The sequence below is a fragment of the Prauserella rugosa genome, assembly GCF_000719975.1.
In the GTDB taxonomy this organism is placed as follows: Bacteria; Actinomycetota; Actinomycetes; order Mycobacteriales; family Pseudonocardiaceae; genus Prauserella; species Prauserella rugosa.
The window spans coordinates 124639-141238 of the sequence record NZ_JOIJ01000009.1; the positions used below are offsets into that span (position 1 = coordinate 124639).

Here is a 16600-nt window from a genome sequence, read left to right on the forward strand (position 1 = left end):
TCCGTTGCTCATCGGTTCGGCGTGGGGCGGGTGGCGGCCACGCGGTCCGCCCGCGGTCGTGGCCGGTGCGTCAGTCCGCTCTGTCGAGTGCGGATTCCTCACCGGCGTCCGGCTCGGGCCAGCCGGGATACTCCGGAGGTGTGCCGCCGAACGAAGGGCATAGCGCCTGATGTGCGCACCAGTCGCACAGCTTGCTCGGATTGGGGCGAAAGTCGCCCGTCTTGCCCGCCTTCAGGATCGCCGACCAGATCGCTTCGAGGGTGCGTTCGAAGCGGGCCAGCTCGGCCTCGTCGGGGGTGTAGGCCAATGCCTGCCCGTCGCGCAGGTACATCAGCTTGAGCTGCCGCGGCACGACGCCGCGCGTGCGCCAGAGCACGACGGCGTAGAACTTCATCTGGAACATCGCCTTGGCCTCGCCGATCGCCCTCGGCGCGGCCCCGGTCTTGTAGTCCACGACGCGGATCTCGCCGGTCGGTGCCACGTCGAGGCGGTCGACGTAGCCGCGGAGCAGGACTCCGGAACTGAGTTCGGTCTCGACGTGCAGTTCGCACGCCTCCGGTTCGAGCCGGTTGGGGTCCTCGAGTTCGAAGTAGGCGTCGAGGAGTTTCTGCGCGCCCTCGAGCCATCCGGCCGGGGTGGGTGCCGAGCCGGCCCCGCCGTTGGCGTCGCCGGCGCCGGATGCGGTCTCCTCGTCGTCGAACAGGGCCGTCCACTCGGGACTGTCGGCGGCCAGTTCCTCCCACGTCGGTGCCAGCAGCGCGCGGGCGCGTTCGGGGCTGCGTTCGCCGCGGGGCAGGGCGAACAGGCGCTCCAGTACCGAGTGCACGAGCGTGCCGCGGACCTGTGCCTGGGTCGGGGGTTCGGGAAGACGGTCGACGGCGCGGAACCGGTAGAGCAGCGGACATTGTTTGAAGTCGCCGGCGCGGGACGGCGACAGCGCGGGCCTCCTGCGCGGTCGCGCTGCGTCGCCGGCCGGATCGGTCGCGGCTGCGGTCGAAGTCGCGGCCGAAGTCGCGGTCGAAGTCGCGGTCGAAGTATTGGTCGGGGTCTCGATCGGCGTGCTGTCGGTCATGCGTGCCCTCGCCTCATGCCCGGAACCCTAACGAGGACCCCCGACGTTTCCGATCACACCGCCCCGGGGCGGCGAGGGAGTCCCGGAAGGGGGATGTCACCGGTCACGGTGTGGACACGGCGCACGTCGGTAACGGGGCTCGTACATGCCGCGTTCTACCCTCGCCTGGTGAACACGACGAGCAGGTCCCGGCGCGGGGCCGTCACCGAGGGCGGGCTGCTGCTGTTCCGCGTCGACGGTGTGCCGGTGCTGCTCTCGCCGTCGTGGTGGATCGGCTCGCTGCTGATCGTGGTGCTCTACAGCCCCCTCGTCGGCAGGCTGCTGCCCGGCGCGAGTGCAGGCGTGTCGTGGGCGTTGGCCACCGCGTTCGCCCTGTTGCTGGGCGTGTCGGTGTTGGCCCACGAGCTCGGGCACGTCGTGGTCGCACTGCGGCTCGGTATGCCCGTGCGCCGGTTGCGACTGTTCCTGCTCGGCGGTCTGTCCGAGGTGGCGCGGACGCCGACGAGGCCCCGGCACGAGGGACTCGTCGCGGCCGCGGGACCGATCGTGTCGGTGTTGCTGGCCGCCTTCTGCGGCCTGCTGCTCGTCGCGGTGCCGCCGGGCGGCCCGGTGTGGTTGCTGGTGGCCCAGTGCGCCGTGGCGAACCTCGCCGTCGGCGTGTTCAACCTCCTTCCCGGCCTGCCGCTCGACGGCGGACGACTGTTGCGCGCGGGCGTGTGGGCGCTGAGCGGCACGCGGGCGACGGGCACGCGGGCGGCGGTGTTCGGTGGCGGTCTCGTCGCGCTGGCCCTCATCGTGTGGGCGCTGTGGGGCCTGGCCTCGGGCAGTGACGACCGCTGGCTGCGGTTGGGTGTGTGCGTGGTGACGGCCTGGTTCGTCGTGACGGGGGCGACGGGCGAGTTCGCGGCCGAACAACGGCGCAGTTGGCCCGCGGGCCTCGAACTGAGCGACCTCGTGCGGCCGGTGCTGCAGCTGCCCGCGGAGAGCCCCGTCGAATCGGCACTGTCGGCCTCGGCGGGCAGGGGAGTGGTGCTCGTGCGCGCCGACGGTGTCGCGGCGGGACTGCTGGACGAGACCTCCGCCGAGCACCTGGCCGCGGACTCACCGCGGTCGCCGGCGGAACTGGCCGCCGAACCCATCAGAGCCGAGACGGTGCTGCTGATGTCGGAATCCGGGGACGCCGTGATCGAACGGGTCGCCGAGGTCGCCTCCTGGCAGTTCCTCGTGGTCGACGACGAGGGCAGACCCGCGGGCGTGCTGCACAGGGACGATCTCAGGGCCGCACTGTCCGGCCGCGGCGGTGCCCGCGAGTCCCGCGGGGCCCGCCCGGAGTGAGCCACCCACTGCACCGTCCTGCCCGGGTGTCTGGAACGATCGACCGCTGCCGAAAAGACGCCCGAGGGGGCAGTGAGGTGGGAGTTTCGTGAGCGCAGGACCGTTCCGTGTCGGGGATCGCGTACAACTGACCGACCCGAAGGGACGGCACTACACGATCGTGCTCGCGGAGGGGGAGCAGTACCACACACACCGCGGCGCGATCGCCCACGACGACATCATCGGCAAGCCCGAGGCGTCGGTCGTCACGTCGGTGGGCGGCACCAGCTATCTGGCGATCCGGCCCCTGCTGTCGGATTACGTGCTGTCCATGCCGCGCGGTGCGCAGGTGATCTACCCGAAGGACGCCGCGCAGATCGTGATGTGGGGCGACATCTTCCCCGGGGCGCGCGTGCTGGAAGCCGGTGCCGGTTCGGGCGCGCTGACGTGCTCGCTGCTGCGTGCGGTCGGCGGCGACGGCAGCGTGACGTCCTACGAGGTGCGTGACGACCACGCCGAGCACGCCGAGCGCAACGTGGAACGGTTCTTCGGCACGCGGCCCGACAACTGGGAGCTGCACCGCGGGGACGTCGCCGACCACGACGGCGAGGTCGACCGGATCATCCTCGACATGCTCTCGCCGTGGGACGTCCTGCCCACCGTGGCCCGCAACCTGGTGCCCGGCGGTGTGCTGGTGGTCTACGTCGCGACGACGACGCAGCTGTCGGCGGTCACCGAGGCGTTGCGGGAACAGCAGTGCTGGACCGAACCGCAGGCGTGGGAGACGGTGCTGCGGCCGTGGCACGTGGTGGGCCTGGCGGTGCGGCCCGAACACCGGATGGTGGCCCACACGGCGTTCCTGTTGACGACCCGTCGGCTGGCCGACGGGGTCACGCCGCTGCGTCAGCAGCGGAGGCCGAGCCGCGGCTGACCCCGCGCCCGCCATCGTGGCCGGTCACGGCGTGCGCGGCGGAGTTCCTGCGGGACCCCGCCGCGCACGGCTGTCGGTGCGGCTGACCGGTGCGCCTGGTCGGTGCGGCCGTCAGGACCGCTTGTCGCCGTAGTAGCACCACGAACCGCCCTCGTTCCTGAGGACGAAGTTGAACGTGGTGTTCTGGCCCTTGTTCTCGGCGGGAACCTGGGCGACGTCGCCGGTGATGTCCGCGTCACCGGTCACCTCGACCTGCGTGCCCGCGGGGATGTCCGGGGCCTTCTGGCCGGTGCTCGGGCAGATCAGGCGCTGGATGGCGGCCTTGTCCCCGGCGTTGTAGGCGTCCGCGGCCGCTTCGGCGGTCTCCTCGGGCGTGCTCTTGCCGTCGGGCGCGGCGCCACCGGCGGGTGCGGACTCACTCGTCGGCTCCGAGGCAGCCGAGCTCTCCTCCGTGGTGGGCGCCTGCTCCGACGACGGTGCGCTCTGCTGGCTGGACTCGGCCGAGCCGCCCTGGTTCTCGCCCTCGGCCGACTCCTCGTCGTCGAGCAGGAAACCGGGCGCCACCCACGCGAGGATGGCGAAGACGCCGGCCGCCACCACGACGATGCCCGCCACGATGCCGATGATCAGGCCCGTCTTCTTCTTGGGCGGCTCGCCGCCGGGGCCGCCCGGGTACATGCCGTACTGCTGGCCGTACTGGCCGGGCTGCCCGTACGGCTGCTGACCGTAGGGTTGGCCGTACTGCTGTTGCTGGCCGTACGGGTCCGGCTGTCCGTACTGGCCTGGCTGCTGGCCACCGTAAGGCTGCTGCCCGTACTGGCCGTAGGGGTCCGGCTGCCCCGGACCGGGAGGCTGCGGCGGGTAGGTCATCGGATCCCCTTCGGTTCGGGCGCGCGGCCTGATGTGCCTGGTCGATCAGCGTGATCGTATCGAGGCCCACGCGCTCCGGCTCAGCCCATGCACCATCCGTCGGGGTACGGCGGCGGGTCGGCGCCCGCTTTGTCCACGGGTGTCCGTTCCGCGTGTCGTGACCCGCAGGTGGAGGCAGGGTTGCGCCCGGCGGGGAACACGACCTCGGCGGGGCAGGGTCGCCGCTACTGGTTGGAGAGCGGGTTGGAGAGCGGGTGGGAGAGCGGGTGGGAGAGCGGGGTGGCCGCGGATGCCACGGCCGCGGCGCTGTCCGCTCCGTCGTCGGTGACGAGGAAGAACGTGGTCAACGCGGCGGAGACGAGCAGCAGGAGCGCGATCGCCGCCGTGATCAACAGCCGGGTCCGGGTCGACGACGGGTCGGTCGCGTCGTCGGCGGCCGCGTTGGTGGCCCCGTTGGTGGTGCTGTGGCCGGCGCTGGACGGTTCGGTGGCCTCGATCCCGGGGGCCGAGTGCGTGGGCGAGTGGCCTCCCGACGGCGGTCGAGCTGGCTTCGTCATGACTCCCTACCTGGTGACATGCGGTGCTGAGGACCGGTTTCCACGGGTGGTTCGCCGGGGCGTTGCCTGGCATCGGTGCCGGGAGCGCCGCTGCGGCCGGTTGCCGACACGCCGTCGGCGGGGCTCACCGTATCGTGTCGCGTGCGCCCGAGTTGTCCGGTCCATGGTGTGGGACGGGTGGACCGATCACGTCGCCCGCGGCGCCCTCCGCGCGGCAGGTGGCCGCATGGCGATCACGCAGGAGATGGCGTGACTGCGGAGGGGACACAGCCCGTCACCGTTGCGGCCGTTCGGTGGAAATCGCGTCGTGGTGGGGAGTTCTGAATCCCTGGGCGGAGCTGTGGGTAGCCCCTCGGGTCCGCGCGACGCACCGATCCTGTAACACGGCAAAGCCTTTTCATGTCGGTGATCGCCGGTACCGTGGAAGCAAATGCATTCCGAGGAGGTGCCGAAATGCAACACGACCTTCCCGGTGGTCGGCACGAGGAGGCCGACTCTTCAGAAGCGAATGGAGCGACCGCCGCGGGGTCTCCCGCGGAAAACCGGACCGGCGACGAGACGAGCCAGATCCGGCAACTCGAGGAAGAAGTCGCGCTGCTTCGCAGGAAGCTCACCGACTCGCCCCGGCAGAACCGGGTCCTCGAACAACGCTTGGCCGAAGCGACCGAGCGCGTGAACCAACTCACCGAGCGCAACGAGAAGCTCGTGGAGACCTTGCGCGAGGCGCGAAGCCAACTGCTGGCGCTCCGAGAGGAAGTCGACCGGCTCGCCCAGCCGCCGAGCGGGTACGGCGTCTTCGTCGAGGCCTACGAGGACAACACGGTGGACGTGTACACGTCCGGCAGGAAGATGCGCGTCGCCGTGTCGCCCTCTGTGGAGGTCGAATCGTTGCAACGCGGCCAGACCCTGCGGCTCAACGAGGCGCTCACGGTCGTCGAGAGCGGCGGCTTCGAGCGCACCGGTGAGGTGTGCACGTTGCGCGAGGTGCTTCCACCCGAGACCGACGGTGGCAGCTTCCGCGGACTGATCGTCGGGCACGCCGACGAGGAACGTGTCGTGTGGCTCTCGGACCCGCTCGCGGGGGAGACGCTGAAGTCGGGCGACTCGATCCTGGTCGACTCGAAGGCGGGCTACGCCTACGAGCGGGTGCCGAAGGCCGAGGTCGAGGACCTCGTGCTGGAGGAGGTGCCCGACGTCGCCTACGAGGACATTGGTGGTCTGTTCGGGCAGATCGAGCAGATCAGGGACGCGGTCGAGCTGCCGTTCCTGCACGCCGATCTGTACAAGGAGTACCAGCTGCAGCCGCCGAAGGGCGTGCTGTTGTACGGCCCTCCCGGCTGCGGTAAGACGCTCATCGCCAAGGCGGTGGCGAACTCGCTGGCGAGGAAGGTCTCCGGCGGTGCCGCGGAGGCGAAGTCGTACTTCCTGAACGTCAAGGGCCCCGAGCTGCTCAACAAGTTCGTGGGCGAGACCGAGCGGCACATTCGGATGATCTTCCAGCGGGCTCGGGAGAAGGCCTCCGAGGGCACGCCCGTGATCGTGTTCTTCGACGAGATGGAGTCGATCTTCCGGACCCGTGGCAGCGGCGTGTCGTCGGACGTGGAGACGACGATCGTGCCGCAGCTGCTCGCCGAGATCGACGGTGTCGAGGGGTTGGAGAACGTCATCGTGATCGGTGCCTCCAACCGGGAGGACATGATCGACCCGGCGATCCTGCGTCCGGGCAGGCTCGACGTGAAGATCAAGATCGAGCGGCCGGACGCCGAGGGTGCGAAGGACATCTTCTCCAAGTACCTGACGCCGGGCCTGCCGATCCATGCGGACGACCTGCGGGAGTTCGGTGGTGACGAGAAGGCCACGCTCGACGCGATGATCCAGCACACGGTCGAGCGGATGTACGAGGAGTCCGACGAGAACCGGTTCCTGGAGGTCACCTACGCCAACGGGGACAAGGAGGTGCTCTACTTCCGGGACTTCAACTCGGGCGCGATGATCCAGAACATCGTGGACCGGGCGAAGAAGGCGGCGATCAAGTCGGTGCTCGAGACCGAGCAGTCCGGCCTGCGTGTCCAGCATCTGCTGGATGCGATCGTCGACGAGTTCGCGGAGAACGAGGACCTGCCGAACACGACCAACCCGGACGACTGGGCGCGGATCTCCGGCAAGAAGGGCGAGCGGATCGTGTACATCCGCACGCTCGTCACCGGCAAGAACCAGGATTCCGGTCGGGTCATCGACACGGCCACGAACACGGGCCAGTACCTGTAACGCGATCGACACGCCGAGGGTCCGCTCCGCACCTGCCGGGGCGGGCCCTCGGCGTGTCTGACACCCGAGTCGTATAACGACCTATACGCTCGGGCCATGAGCGATACATCCGAGGAAGTAGGGGAGCAGTCGTCTCGGCCCGTCACCGCGCCGCCGGTGACCGCGGCGGCCATGCTGGCCTGGCTGGAGGAGGCCTCCGAGGCCGTGGCCGAGGGCCGGCTGGAGGCCGACGAGTTGATCGCACTGCTGGGGCAGCTGCGCGAGGCTGCGACGGCGTGCGCGAACGCCTCCGACTGGGCGTTGCTCGCCGCCCGTGAGGCGGGGGCGAGCCTGCGGCAGATTGCGCCGGTGTTCGGGAAGGGCTATGTCCGCGCGCCCGCGGCGCGTCTGGAGAAGCTGCATCGCGAGGTGCTGTCGGCGGACCAATTTCTCGAGCTCATGCGCAGGCGGATGCGCGGTGATGTCGAGGGCGCCGACGACATCGCATCAGCAAATGTATAACCCCCTATACGCCACGGCATGAGGCGGCTCACGCGACGTGGCCGACTACCGTGCGCGTCATGAACGTCATCGCACGGACGGCGGTGGGTCTCGCCGCATTGGGTCGACCCGCCTACATCAACCTCGGCCGGGACGCCCTGCCCACCGAGCGCACGGTCGAGGCCATGCGCTCTGCCACGTTCGACGTGCTCGACGAGGCCTATGCCGCGGGCGTGCGACGGGTCGACGCGGCGCGGTCCTACGGCCGGGCCGAGGAGTTCCTCGCCGCGTGGCTGGCCGACCGAGGACACGAGGACGTCGTCGTGTCCAGCAAGTGGGGCTACGCGTACGTCGGGGGCTGGCGCATGGACGCGTCCGTGCACGAGGTGAAGGAACACTCGCTGTCGCGGTTCCGCCAGCAGTGGGCCGAGACCAAGGCCACCGTGGGTGTGCCTGCGCTCTACCAGGTGCACTCGCTCACGGCCGACAGTCCGCTCTTCGACGACGTCGCGTTGCAGGAGGCGCTCGCCGAACTCGCCGACACGGGTGTCCGCGTCGGCTTCTCCACGTCCGGGCCCGCCCAGGCCGACACGATCCGCAAGGCGTTCGACCTGACCGTCGACGGGGCGCCCGTGTTCACGGCCGTGCAGTCGACGTGGAACGTGCTGGAGTCGTCCGCGGGGCTCGCTCTGGCCGAGGCCCACGAGGCCGGTGCGCTGGTGCAGCTGAAGGAGACGCTCGCCAACGGCAGGCTGGTCGTGGAGCCGCCGCGGGAGGTGGCCGACATCGCGCGGGCGCACGGCGTGGCGGCCGACGCGGTGGCGCTGGCCGCGGCGTACGCCGAGTCGTGGGCGGACGTGGTTCTCCTCGGCCCCTCGGGCACCTGCCAGCTGGCGGCCAACCTCGCCGCCACCGAGGTCCGGCTCAGCGACGATGAGCTGGAAACACTCGCCGAGCTGCGGGAGAACCCGCGCGATTACTGGGCCCGGCGGTCGCAGCTCGTGTGGGGTTGACTACTGTCGCGTGCACCTCGCGAGCCTGCCGGAGAGGACGAGAAACAGGTGCGACGCGCGCGAATGTCCGCCGTGGCCGGTCTGCCCGTGGCGATCACGCTGCTGGCCGTGGTCGCCGGCTGCGCCGACCGGGAGAACGATCTCGACACGTACTACGACGATCCGCCTGCCGGCGAAGATCGATCCGGTGGACAGTCCGAGCAGGGTTCGTCCGGCGGGTCGGGCGCGCCGCGATCCGGCGACACCTCGAGTAGCCAGGCGGAGGAGCCGCAGGGCACTCCCGCGTCGGCGGACTCGGCGCTGCTGTTGACCGACGACGACGTGCGCGAGGAAGGCGTCACGCCGATCGCACCGTCGGCGGTGGAGGCGGATCCGGCGGCGCCGACCTGCCTCGCGACCATCGCCCGGCATCCGGGTGCCGCCGAGGTCGGCGAGCGTGCGTGGGAGTACCCCACCGGATCGACGCTGCACCACCTCGTGACGCGTTACGCGGAACGGCCCGCCGCCGACGTGCTGGCCGAGCAGGTCGCGTGCGGGGGTGAGGAGATCCCGGTGAGCGGTGCGCCCGACGGGGTCGACACGCACGCGTGGTGCCAGGTCGGCACGTGCACCGTGGTGATCGCGGCCGAGGACGTGCTCTCGACCGTCGAGGTCCGCGCGGCCGACCGGGTCAGCGCGCAGGAGGCCGTCGGCAGGCTCGCCCCGCTCGCGGTGGGCAAACACGCCTGACCCGCTGCCGCGGCACCGGCAGCTCGGCCAACGGCTGTGGCTGCCACCCTCGGATCACCGAGGTGAACCCCGGCCGAAGCGGCGGAACCATTCGAGGGTGCCGAGGCGGCCGTCGGGGACGAAGGTTCCGTCGTCGGCCCGCAGCCAGGTGTGCAGCTCCTCGAGCGGCATCCACCACCCGTCCGCCACCTCCTCGGGCTGGTGCACCACCGGCTCGTCCCAGCGCACCTCGTATGTGAAGTTGTGGCAGCGCACCGAGCCCTGTTCGAACGCCCACGAGAACAGCGGCACCGGCCTCACGCCGTGGATACCGAGTTCCTCGCCGAGTTCGCGGCGGGCGCACTCGTCGGGGGTCTCGCCCGCGGCCACCACACCGCCTGCCCAGCAGTCGAACGCGGACGGGTAGACGTCCTTGGTGGCGGTCCTGCGGTGGACGTACACGGACCCGCCGTCACCCGAACGCACCAGCACGACGGCTGCCGCGTGCCACAGGCCTCGGGCGCGGACATCGGCCCTGGTCGTGGAGCCGACGACCCGCGCATGGTCGTCGTAGATCGCAACGAGCTCGTCACCGCCCACACGGTGATCCTGGCACGAGTGGCCGTAGGGTGGTGGCATGCGGCGGATCATGGGAACAGAGGTGGAGTACGGGATCGCGGTCCCGGGAGACGCCACCGCCAACCCGGTGCTGACCTCCACCCAGGTGGTGCTGGCCTACGCGGCGGCGGCCGACATCCCGCGGGCGCGGCGCGCGCGGTGGGACTACGAGGTCGAGTCCCCGTTGCGGGACGCGCGCGGATTCGACCTGACCGGCCCCAGCCAACCCACCCAGGACAACGACGTCGAGGATCTCGGCGCGGCCAACGTGATCCTCACGAACGGCGCCCGGCTGTACGTCGACCACGCCCACCCGGAGTACTCCGCGCCCGAGGTGACCAATCCACGTGACGCCGTCATCTGGGACAAGGCAGGGGAGCGGGTCATGGAGCAGGCGGCCCTGCGCGCCGCGACGGTGCCCGGTCAGCCCCAGCTGCAGCTGTACAAGAACAACGTCGACGGCAAGGGCGCCAGCTACGGTACCCACGAGAACTACCTCATGGACCGCGCGACGCCGTTCACGGCGGTCATCGCGGGTCTGACGCCGTTCTTCGTCTCCCGGCAGGTCGTGACCGGGTCCGGGCGGGTGGGTCTCGGCCCGCAGGGTGAGGAGCCGGGTTTCCAGTTGTCGCAGCGGTCGGACTACATCGAGGTCGAGGTGGGCCTCGAGACGACGCTCAAGCGCGGCATCATCAACACCCGTGACGAGCCGCACGCCGACGCGGACAAGTACCGCAGGCTTCACGTGATCATCGGGGACGCGAACCTCGCCGAGTACTCGACGTTCCTGAAGGTCGGCACCACGGCTCTCGTGCTGGACATGATCGAGGCGGGAACGCGGTTCGACCACCTCAAGCTGGACGAGCCCGTGCGGGCGGTCCGCGAGATCAGTCACGACCCTTCGTTGAAGACGACGGTGGACGTCGCCGGCGGGCGCAAGTACACGGGTCTGGACCTGCAGTACGCCTACCACGAGATGGCCGCGGCCCACGTCGAACGCGAGGGCGGCGACGAGCAGGCCAAGGAAGTGCTCCGCGTATGGGGCGAGGTGCTGGACACGCTGGCCCACGACCCGATGGACGCGGCCGACCGGCTGGACTGGCCGGCCAAGCTGCGGCTCGTGAACGCCTACCGGGAGCGTGACCAGCTCGGCTGGGCCGCTCCGCGGCTGCACCTGGTGGACCTACAGTACTCCGACGTGCGCCTCGACAAGGGCCTCTACAACCGCCTCGTGACGCGTGGCTCGATGAAACGCCTGGTCAGCGAGGACGAGGTGCAGGAGGCGATCACGACTCCGCCGTCGGACACCCGCGCCTACTTCCGGGGCAGGACGTTGGAGAAGTACGCCAGCTCGATCGCGGCCGCATCGTGGGATTCGGTGATCTTCGACGTGGGCAGGGATTCGCTGGTGCGGATCCCGACGCTCGAACCGCTCCGCGGGACGAAAGCGCACGTCGGAGCGCTGCTGGACCGCGCGGAGACGGCCGAGGAGCTGGTCGAGGCGTTGACCGGATCGGACTAGTGGACGGTCGGGAGAAGATCACCACTCCGACAACGGTCGTCCCGAATCGGCCTTCCACTGGGTAGGCTGGGCACAGGAGCTCATCGGTCACACCGGGAGGCGACAATGGCTCAGGAGAAGATCGAGAAGCACGGCGGCGGCGACTCCGAGGACGAGGCCGAAGGCGCTGCCCCGGCAGGCCAGGAACGCCGCGAGCAGATGGGCGAGGACGTCGACACGATCCTGGACGAGATCGACGACGTGCTGGAGGAGAACGCCGAGGACTTCGTGCGCGCCTACGTGCAGAAGGGCGGCGAGTGACGCCCACGGCCGTGTCCTACCCTCGTTGATCACCGGTTCGGTGATCAACTTTTCGATACTGTCCCCTTCGTCGATGGGAACTACGAGCACGCATGGAACACACTCCGCGCAACTCGGGCTTCGCGTTGCCTTCCGCCTACCTGTCGTCGACGACCTCGTCCTTCGCCGATTTCCTGCGCGCCGAGGCACCGGATCTGTTGCCGAGTGCGCGGTCGGCGGGCATGGTCGCCTCGGGTGGTGACCTGGACGCCCCGCACGGCACCACGATCGTCGCCTCGACGTTCAACGGTGGTGTCCTCATCGCGGGCGATCGCCGCGCGACCAGCGGCAACCTGATCGCGACCCGCGACATGGACAAGGTCTACGTCACCGACGCCTACTCCGCGGTGGGCATCGCGGGTACGGCGGGTATCGCGTTGGAGCTCGTCCGGCTGTACACGGTCGAGCTGGCGCACTACGAGAAGATCGAGGGCGTCTCGCTGTCGCTCGACGGCAAGTCGAACAAGCTCGCCACGATGGTCAGGGGCAATCTCGACGCGGCGATGGCGGGCCTGGCCGTGGTTCCGCTGTTCGTCGGCTACGACATCGAGGCCACGGACCCCAAGCGGGCGGGCCGGATCGTCTCGTTCGACGTGACCGGTGGCCGGTACGAGGAGAACGCGGGGTTCCACGCGATCGGTTCGGGTTCGGTGTTCGCGAAGTCGGCACTGAAGAAGCTGTACGACCCCGAGGCCGATCAGGACGCCGCCGTGCGGGCCGCGATCGAGTCGCTCTACGACGCCGCCGACGACGACACGGCGACCGGCGGCCCCGACGTGGCGCGCAAGATCTACCCGACCGTCGTCACGATCACGGCCGAACACGGTGCCGTGCAGCTGCCCAAGGAGGAGACCTCGGCCATCGCGGAGGCCGTCGTCGCCGACCGGGCCGCCCAGGCCGACTGGCGCAGCTGACGCGGGTGGGTGCCGGCAGGCGCCCACCGTTTCCTTCTTCAGCCCGACATTCCCGAGCAGAGCGGAGCCAACGCAAGTGTCGATGCCGCTGTACGCCTCTCCCGAGCAGTTGATGCGGGAGCGTTCCGAGCTCGCGCGCAAGGGCATTGCGCGCGGTCGGAGCGTCGTGGTGCTCAAGTACCGGGGCGGGGTGCTGTTCGTGGCGGAGAATCCGTCGCCGACGTTGCACAAGGTCTCGGAGATCTACGACCGCATCGGGTTCGCCGCGGTCGGTCGCTACAGCGAGTTCGAAGCCCTGCGGCGTGGCGGGATCCGGCACGTCGACCTGCAGGGCTACCAGTACGACCGGAGGGACGTCAGCGCGCGGGCGCTGGCGAACGTGTACGCCCAGACGCTCAGCACGATCTTCACCGAGCAGCTCAAGCCGTACGAGGTGGAGATCTGTGTGGCGCAGGTCGGTGCGAACACCGACGAGGACGAGCTGTACCGCCTCACCTACGACGGGTCGATCGGCGACGAGTCGCGGTTCGTCGTGATGGGCGGGCAGACCGAGGCGATCAGCACGAAGCTGAAGGACACCTTCTCGGACGGCATGGAGTTGGCCGACGCCGTGCGCGTCGCGGCCGAGGCGTTCCGCCCGTCGGGCTCCGGTTCCGGGAGCGGGGCGAGCGGGTCGAACGGCAACGGCTCGTCGTCGGCCGAGTCCGAGCCGAGCAAGCTCGAGGTGGCGGTACTGGAGCGCGAACGCCCTGGCCGCAAGTTCCGGCGCATCACCGGCGCGGCACTCGACGCGCTGCTGCCCGCCCGCACGGAATCCTCGGAGTCCTCGGATTCGGCGGAGTCTTCCGGTTCGGCCGACTCGTCGGAGAACGGCGACTCGGGCTCCGGCAGCGACTCGGACCAGTCGTGAGGTGGGTGGCCGTGCTGCGTCGTGGCACGGCCACCTGACGGTCCCCGTGGCTCAGATGCGGTAGATCGTCAGCGCACTCGGCCGGGAGCGGAATCGGAAGACGCGGCCGAGCGGGCCGACCTCGCCGTCGGAGGCCAGTCTGCGATGCCCGTCGAGTACCTCGACGTCCAGTTCCGGCAGGTCGCGCTGGCGGTACACGTGACTTGCGTGCAGGGTCTTGGTGATCGCCGCCAGCACGAAGCGTGCGCGCGAGTACGGCACGTCGGCACGCAGGTAGCGCACGTCGAGCAGTCCGGTGTCGAGCGCGGGCCTGCGGTTGGGCCAGAATCCCTTCGGCGCGTAGGTGCCGTTACCGACGAACACCATCCACACGAGCGCGCGTTTTCCGTTGAGCCGGACCGGAAACGGCTTGGCCCTGCGCAGCACGCGGATCATCGCGAGGACGGCCGACGGCCACTTCGGGTGCCGCTGCTGGATCTTCTCGCGCAGCCGCACCATCTCGGGGTAACCGCCGAGGCTGGCGGTGTTGACGAACCATCGGCGTTGCACCGCGTCGCGCCCTTCGACGACCACCTCGCCCAGGTCGATGCCGACGGCGGCGCCGCGTTCGGTGGCCAGGTCGGCGTCGGGCATGGAACGCACCCCGACGTCCCTGGCGAAGTGGTTCAGGGTGCCGGAGGGGATGAGGGCCAGGGGCAGCCCGGTGTCGGCGGCGACCGAGGCGACCGCCGCGACGGTGCCGTCGCCGCCGGAGACGCCGAGCGCGCGGACGCGCCCTCCGCGGCGGTCGAGCTCGGCCGTGATGTGGCCGCGCAGGTCGGCCTCCCCGTCGGGGAACAGCAGCTCGGCCTTCGGCCACGCGAATCGGACCTCCGGTGTCGGGTCGTCGGCGGGGTCGCCGGAACCGGGGTTGACGACGGCGAGCATGTCCTCGCCGTCCACCATGAGTGGTGCCTCGGCGCGGTGTGCGGTGCGTCCGGGGCGGTCGTCGCGGACGGGCCACCAGTGGCACGTGGCGACGGCGGCGCCCACGCCGAGTGCGGCCCCGGCTCCGACGTCGCTCGGCCAGTGGACGCCGGTGTGCACCCGGGAGTAGGCGACGGCGGCGGCGAGCGGCAGCAGGGCCAGACCTGCCGCTGGGGCTTCGAGTGCCACGCCGGTGGCGAACGCGGCCGCGGACGCGGCGTGGCCCGACGGCAGTGACGACGAGGTCGGACGGGGCAGCAGTCTGCGGTGTTCCGGGACCGCCGAGGAGGCGGGCCTGCGGCGGGGCAGCAGTTCCTTGGCGACGAAACTGGCGCTCAGGCTTGCGAAGGCGACGCTGCCGAGGCCGCGCAGTGCTCCCCGGCGCAGGCTGCCCTTCCGGGTGGCCAGCGCGCCGGCGACGCACCACCAGAGCAGGGACTTGTCGGCGGAGCGGCTGAGCAGCAGGAGCGCGCGGTCGGCGCGACTGCGGGGCAGCGCGGCGCTCCGCGCCATGAGGCGGCGGTCGCGGCGGCCGACCTCGGCCAGCGGGCCCACTCGGCGCAACAGGTGCAGGGGCATGGCGGCCATGCTGCCCCACTCGGCTTGAAAAGACCGTGACGGGCCGGAAACCCACACCGATTCATTCCCCAGTTCCCGCCCTCGACCGCATACCCTTGAAGGATGCAGCGGCGGATCTTTGGGATCGAAACCGAGTTCGGAGTCACCTGCACGTTCCACGGGCAGCGCAGGCTCTCGCCCGACGAGGTCGCGCGTTACCTGTTCCGGCGCGTGGTGTCGTGGGGGCGCTCGTCCAACGTCTTCCTGTCCAACGGTTCCCGGCTCTACCTCGACGTCGGATCGCATCCCGAGTACGCCACGGCCGAGTGTGACGACCTGGCTCAGCTGGTCACGCACGACAAGGCGGGGGAGCGCATCCTCGAGGACCTGCTCGTCGACGCCGAGCGCAGGCTGGCCGACGAGGGCATCGGCGGCGACATCTTCCTGTTCAAGAACAACACGGACTCCGCGGGCAATTCGTACGGCTGTCACGAGAACTACCTGGTGACACGGGCCGGCGAGTTCTCCAGGATCGCCGACGTGCTGTTGCCGTTCCTGGTGACCCGCCAGTTGATCTGCGGCGCGGGCAAGGTGTTGCAGACGCCGCGGGGCGCGGTGTACTGCCTGTCGCAGCGGGCCGAGCACATCTGGGAGGGCGTCTCGAGTGCGACCACCCGGTCGCGGCCGATCATCAACACCCGCGACGAGCCGCACGCCGACGCCGAGCGGTACCGCAGGCTGCACGTGATCGTCGGGGACTCGAACATGGCCGAGCCGACCACACTGCTGAAGGTCGGCACGGCGCACCTGGTGCTCGAGATGATCGAGCAGGGTGTGCAGTTCCGCGATTTCAGTCTGGACAACCCGATCCGTGCGATTCGGGAGATCAGTCACGATCTGACCGGTCGGCGTCAGGTGCGGCTGGCAGGTGGGCGTGAGGCCTCGGCGTTGGAGATCCAGCGCGAGTACCACGCCAGGGCGGTGCAGCACATCGAGTCGACCGACGCCGGTCCGCTGATGCGGCACGTCGTCGACCTGTGGGGCAGGGCGCTGGATGCGGTCGAGCAGCAGGATTTCTCGCTGATCGACACGGAGATCGACTGGGCGATCAAGCACCGGTTCGTCGAGCGGTACCGGTCGAAGCACAACCTGGACCTGTCGGATCCGCGGGTGGCGCAGCTGGATCTGGCCTACCACGACATCCGGCGCGGGCGCGGGGTGTTCGATCTGTTGCAGCGCAAGGGGTTGGTGCAGCGGGTGACCGACGACGGGGAGATCGAGGCGGCCAAGGACACGCCTCCGCAGTCGACGCGGGCGAAGTTGCGGGGCGATTTCATCGCCGCGGCGCAGCAGGCGGGCCGGGATTTCACCGTCGACTGGGTGCACCTGAAGTTGAACGACCAGGCCCAGCGGACGGTTCTGTGCAAGGACCCGTTTCGGGCCGTCGACGAGCGGGTCGACCGTCTGATCAACTCGCTGTAGTCGGACGCGGGGCCGCGGGAGCGGCCGAGAGCGGAGGGGCGCATCGCCGTGGGCGGTGCGCCCCTCCGTCGTCTGCTG

16 protein-coding genes are annotated in these 16600 nt (G+C 70.1%); 11 read left to right on the plus strand and 5 right to left on the minus strand.

Annotated features, from left to right (window positions below; all coding sequences use genetic code 11):
• Positions 1–70: 70 nt before the first annotated feature.
• Positions 71–1072, minus strand: coding sequence for a RecB family exonuclease (locus tag IF64_RS0114715; RefSeq protein ID WP_030532679.1), 1002 nt, complete (start codon positions 1070–1072; stop codon positions 71–73).
• A 216-nt stretch (positions 1073–1288) separates the two neighbouring features.
• Here IF64_RS0114715 and IF64_RS0114720 point away from each other — a divergent pair, with 216 nt between their 5' ends.
• Together IF64_RS0114720 and IF64_RS0114725 are read left to right on the plus strand one after the other, a co-directional pair.
• Positions 1289–2407, plus strand: a complete 1119-nt coding sequence (locus tag IF64_RS0114720) for a site-2 protease family protein (protein ID WP_036876715.1) — start codon at positions 1289–1291, stop codon at positions 2405–2407.
• An 88-nt stretch (positions 2408–2495) separates the two neighbouring features.
• A complete protein-coding gene (locus IF64_RS0114725) occupies positions 2496–3317 on the plus strand; it encodes a tRNA (adenine-N1)-methyltransferase (RefSeq protein WP_030532681.1) in 822 nt (273 codons plus the stop codon).
• Between the two features lie 111 nt (positions 3318–3428).
• Here the strand turns inward: IF64_RS0114725 and IF64_RS0114730 are convergent, their stop codons facing one another.
• Together IF64_RS0114730 and IF64_RS0114735 are read right to left on the minus strand one after the other, a co-directional pair.
• Positions 3429–4187 carry a hypothetical protein gene (locus IF64_RS0114730; RefSeq protein ID WP_030532682.1) on the minus strand — a complete coding sequence of 253 codons (759 nt, stop codon included), beginning with the start codon at positions 4185–4187 and terminating at the stop codon, positions 3429–3431.
• Between the two features lie 224 nt (positions 4188–4411).
• Positions 4412–4744: a hypothetical protein gene (locus tag IF64_RS0114735; RefSeq protein ID WP_030532683.1), complete on the minus strand. Its 333-nt coding sequence runs from the start codon at positions 4742–4744 to the stop codon at positions 4412–4414.
• A 453-nt stretch (positions 4745–5197) separates the two neighbouring features.
• On the opposite strand from IF64_RS0114735, the gene arc reads away from it, so the two are divergent.
• The 4 genes from arc (at position 5198) to IF64_RS0114760 (ending at position 9234) form a co-directional block, all read left to right on the plus strand.
• Positions 5198–7012 (plus strand): proteasome ATPase, encoded by a 1815-nt coding sequence (gene arc, locus IF64_RS0114745; RefSeq protein WP_030532684.1) that lies wholly within the window; start codon positions 5198–5200, stop codon positions 7010–7012.
• Positions 7013–7108: 96 nt separating this feature from the next.
• Positions 7109–7513, plus strand: coding sequence for a hypothetical protein (locus IF64_RS0114750; protein WP_051757864.1), 405 nt, complete (start codon positions 7109–7111; stop codon positions 7511–7513).
• Between the two features lie 59 nt (positions 7514–7572).
• The gene (locus tag IF64_RS0114755) at positions 7573–8505 is read left to right on the plus strand and encodes an aldo/keto reductase (RefSeq protein WP_030532686.1); all 933 of its coding nucleotides are present in this window, start codon (positions 7573–7575) and stop codon (positions 8503–8505) included.
• Between the two features lie 63 nt (positions 8506–8568).
• Complete coding sequence (locus tag IF64_RS0114760; protein ID WP_030532687.1) at positions 8569–9234, plus strand: hypothetical protein; 666 nt, start codon at positions 8569–8571, stop codon at positions 9232–9234.
• Positions 9235–9288: 54 nt separating this feature from the next.
• On the opposite strand, the gene IF64_RS0114765 is transcribed toward IF64_RS0114760, so the two are convergent.
• The gene (locus IF64_RS0114765; RefSeq protein ID WP_051757865.1) at positions 9289–9852 is read right to left on the minus strand and encodes an NUDIX hydrolase; all 564 of its coding nucleotides are present in this window, start codon (positions 9850–9852) and stop codon (positions 9289–9291) included.
• On the opposite strand from IF64_RS0114765, the gene dop reads away from it, so the two are divergent.
• The 4 genes from dop (at position 9851) to prcA (ending at position 13516) form a co-directional block, all read left to right on the plus strand.
• Positions 9851–11353, plus strand: coding sequence for a depupylase/deamidase Dop (gene dop / locus IF64_RS0114770; RefSeq protein ID WP_030532689.1), 1503 nt, complete (start codon positions 9851–9853; stop codon positions 11351–11353). The genes IF64_RS0114765 and dop overlap by 2 nt on opposite strands.
• Before the next feature lie 105 nt (positions 11354–11458).
• A complete protein-coding gene (locus IF64_RS0114775; protein WP_030532690.1) occupies positions 11459–11653 on the plus strand; it encodes a ubiquitin-like protein Pup in 195 nt (64 codons plus the stop codon).
• A gap of 92 nt (positions 11654–11745) precedes the next feature.
• Complete coding sequence (gene prcB, locus IF64_RS0114780; RefSeq protein ID WP_030532691.1) at positions 11746–12606, plus strand: proteasome subunit beta; 861 nt, start codon at positions 11746–11748, stop codon at positions 12604–12606.
• A gap of 76 nt (positions 12607–12682) precedes the next feature.
• Positions 12683–13516, plus strand: a complete 834-nt coding sequence (prcA, locus tag IF64_RS0114785; protein WP_030532692.1) for a proteasome subunit alpha — start codon at positions 12683–12685, stop codon at positions 13514–13516.
• A gap of 51 nt (positions 13517–13567) precedes the next feature.
• Here the strand turns inward: prcA and IF64_RS0114790 are convergent, their stop codons facing one another.
• Positions 13568–15061, minus strand: a complete 1494-nt coding sequence (locus tag IF64_RS0114790) for a bifunctional phosphatase PAP2/diacylglycerol kinase family protein (RefSeq protein WP_030532693.1) — start codon at positions 15059–15061, stop codon at positions 13568–13570.
• 102 nt (positions 15062–15163) lie between these two features.
• Here IF64_RS0114790 and pafA point away from each other — a divergent pair, with 102 nt between their 5' ends.
• A complete protein-coding gene (gene pafA, locus IF64_RS0114795) occupies positions 15164–16522 on the plus strand; it encodes a Pup--protein ligase (protein ID WP_030532694.1) in 1359 nt (452 codons plus the stop codon).
• Positions 16523–16600 lie beyond the last annotated feature (78 nt).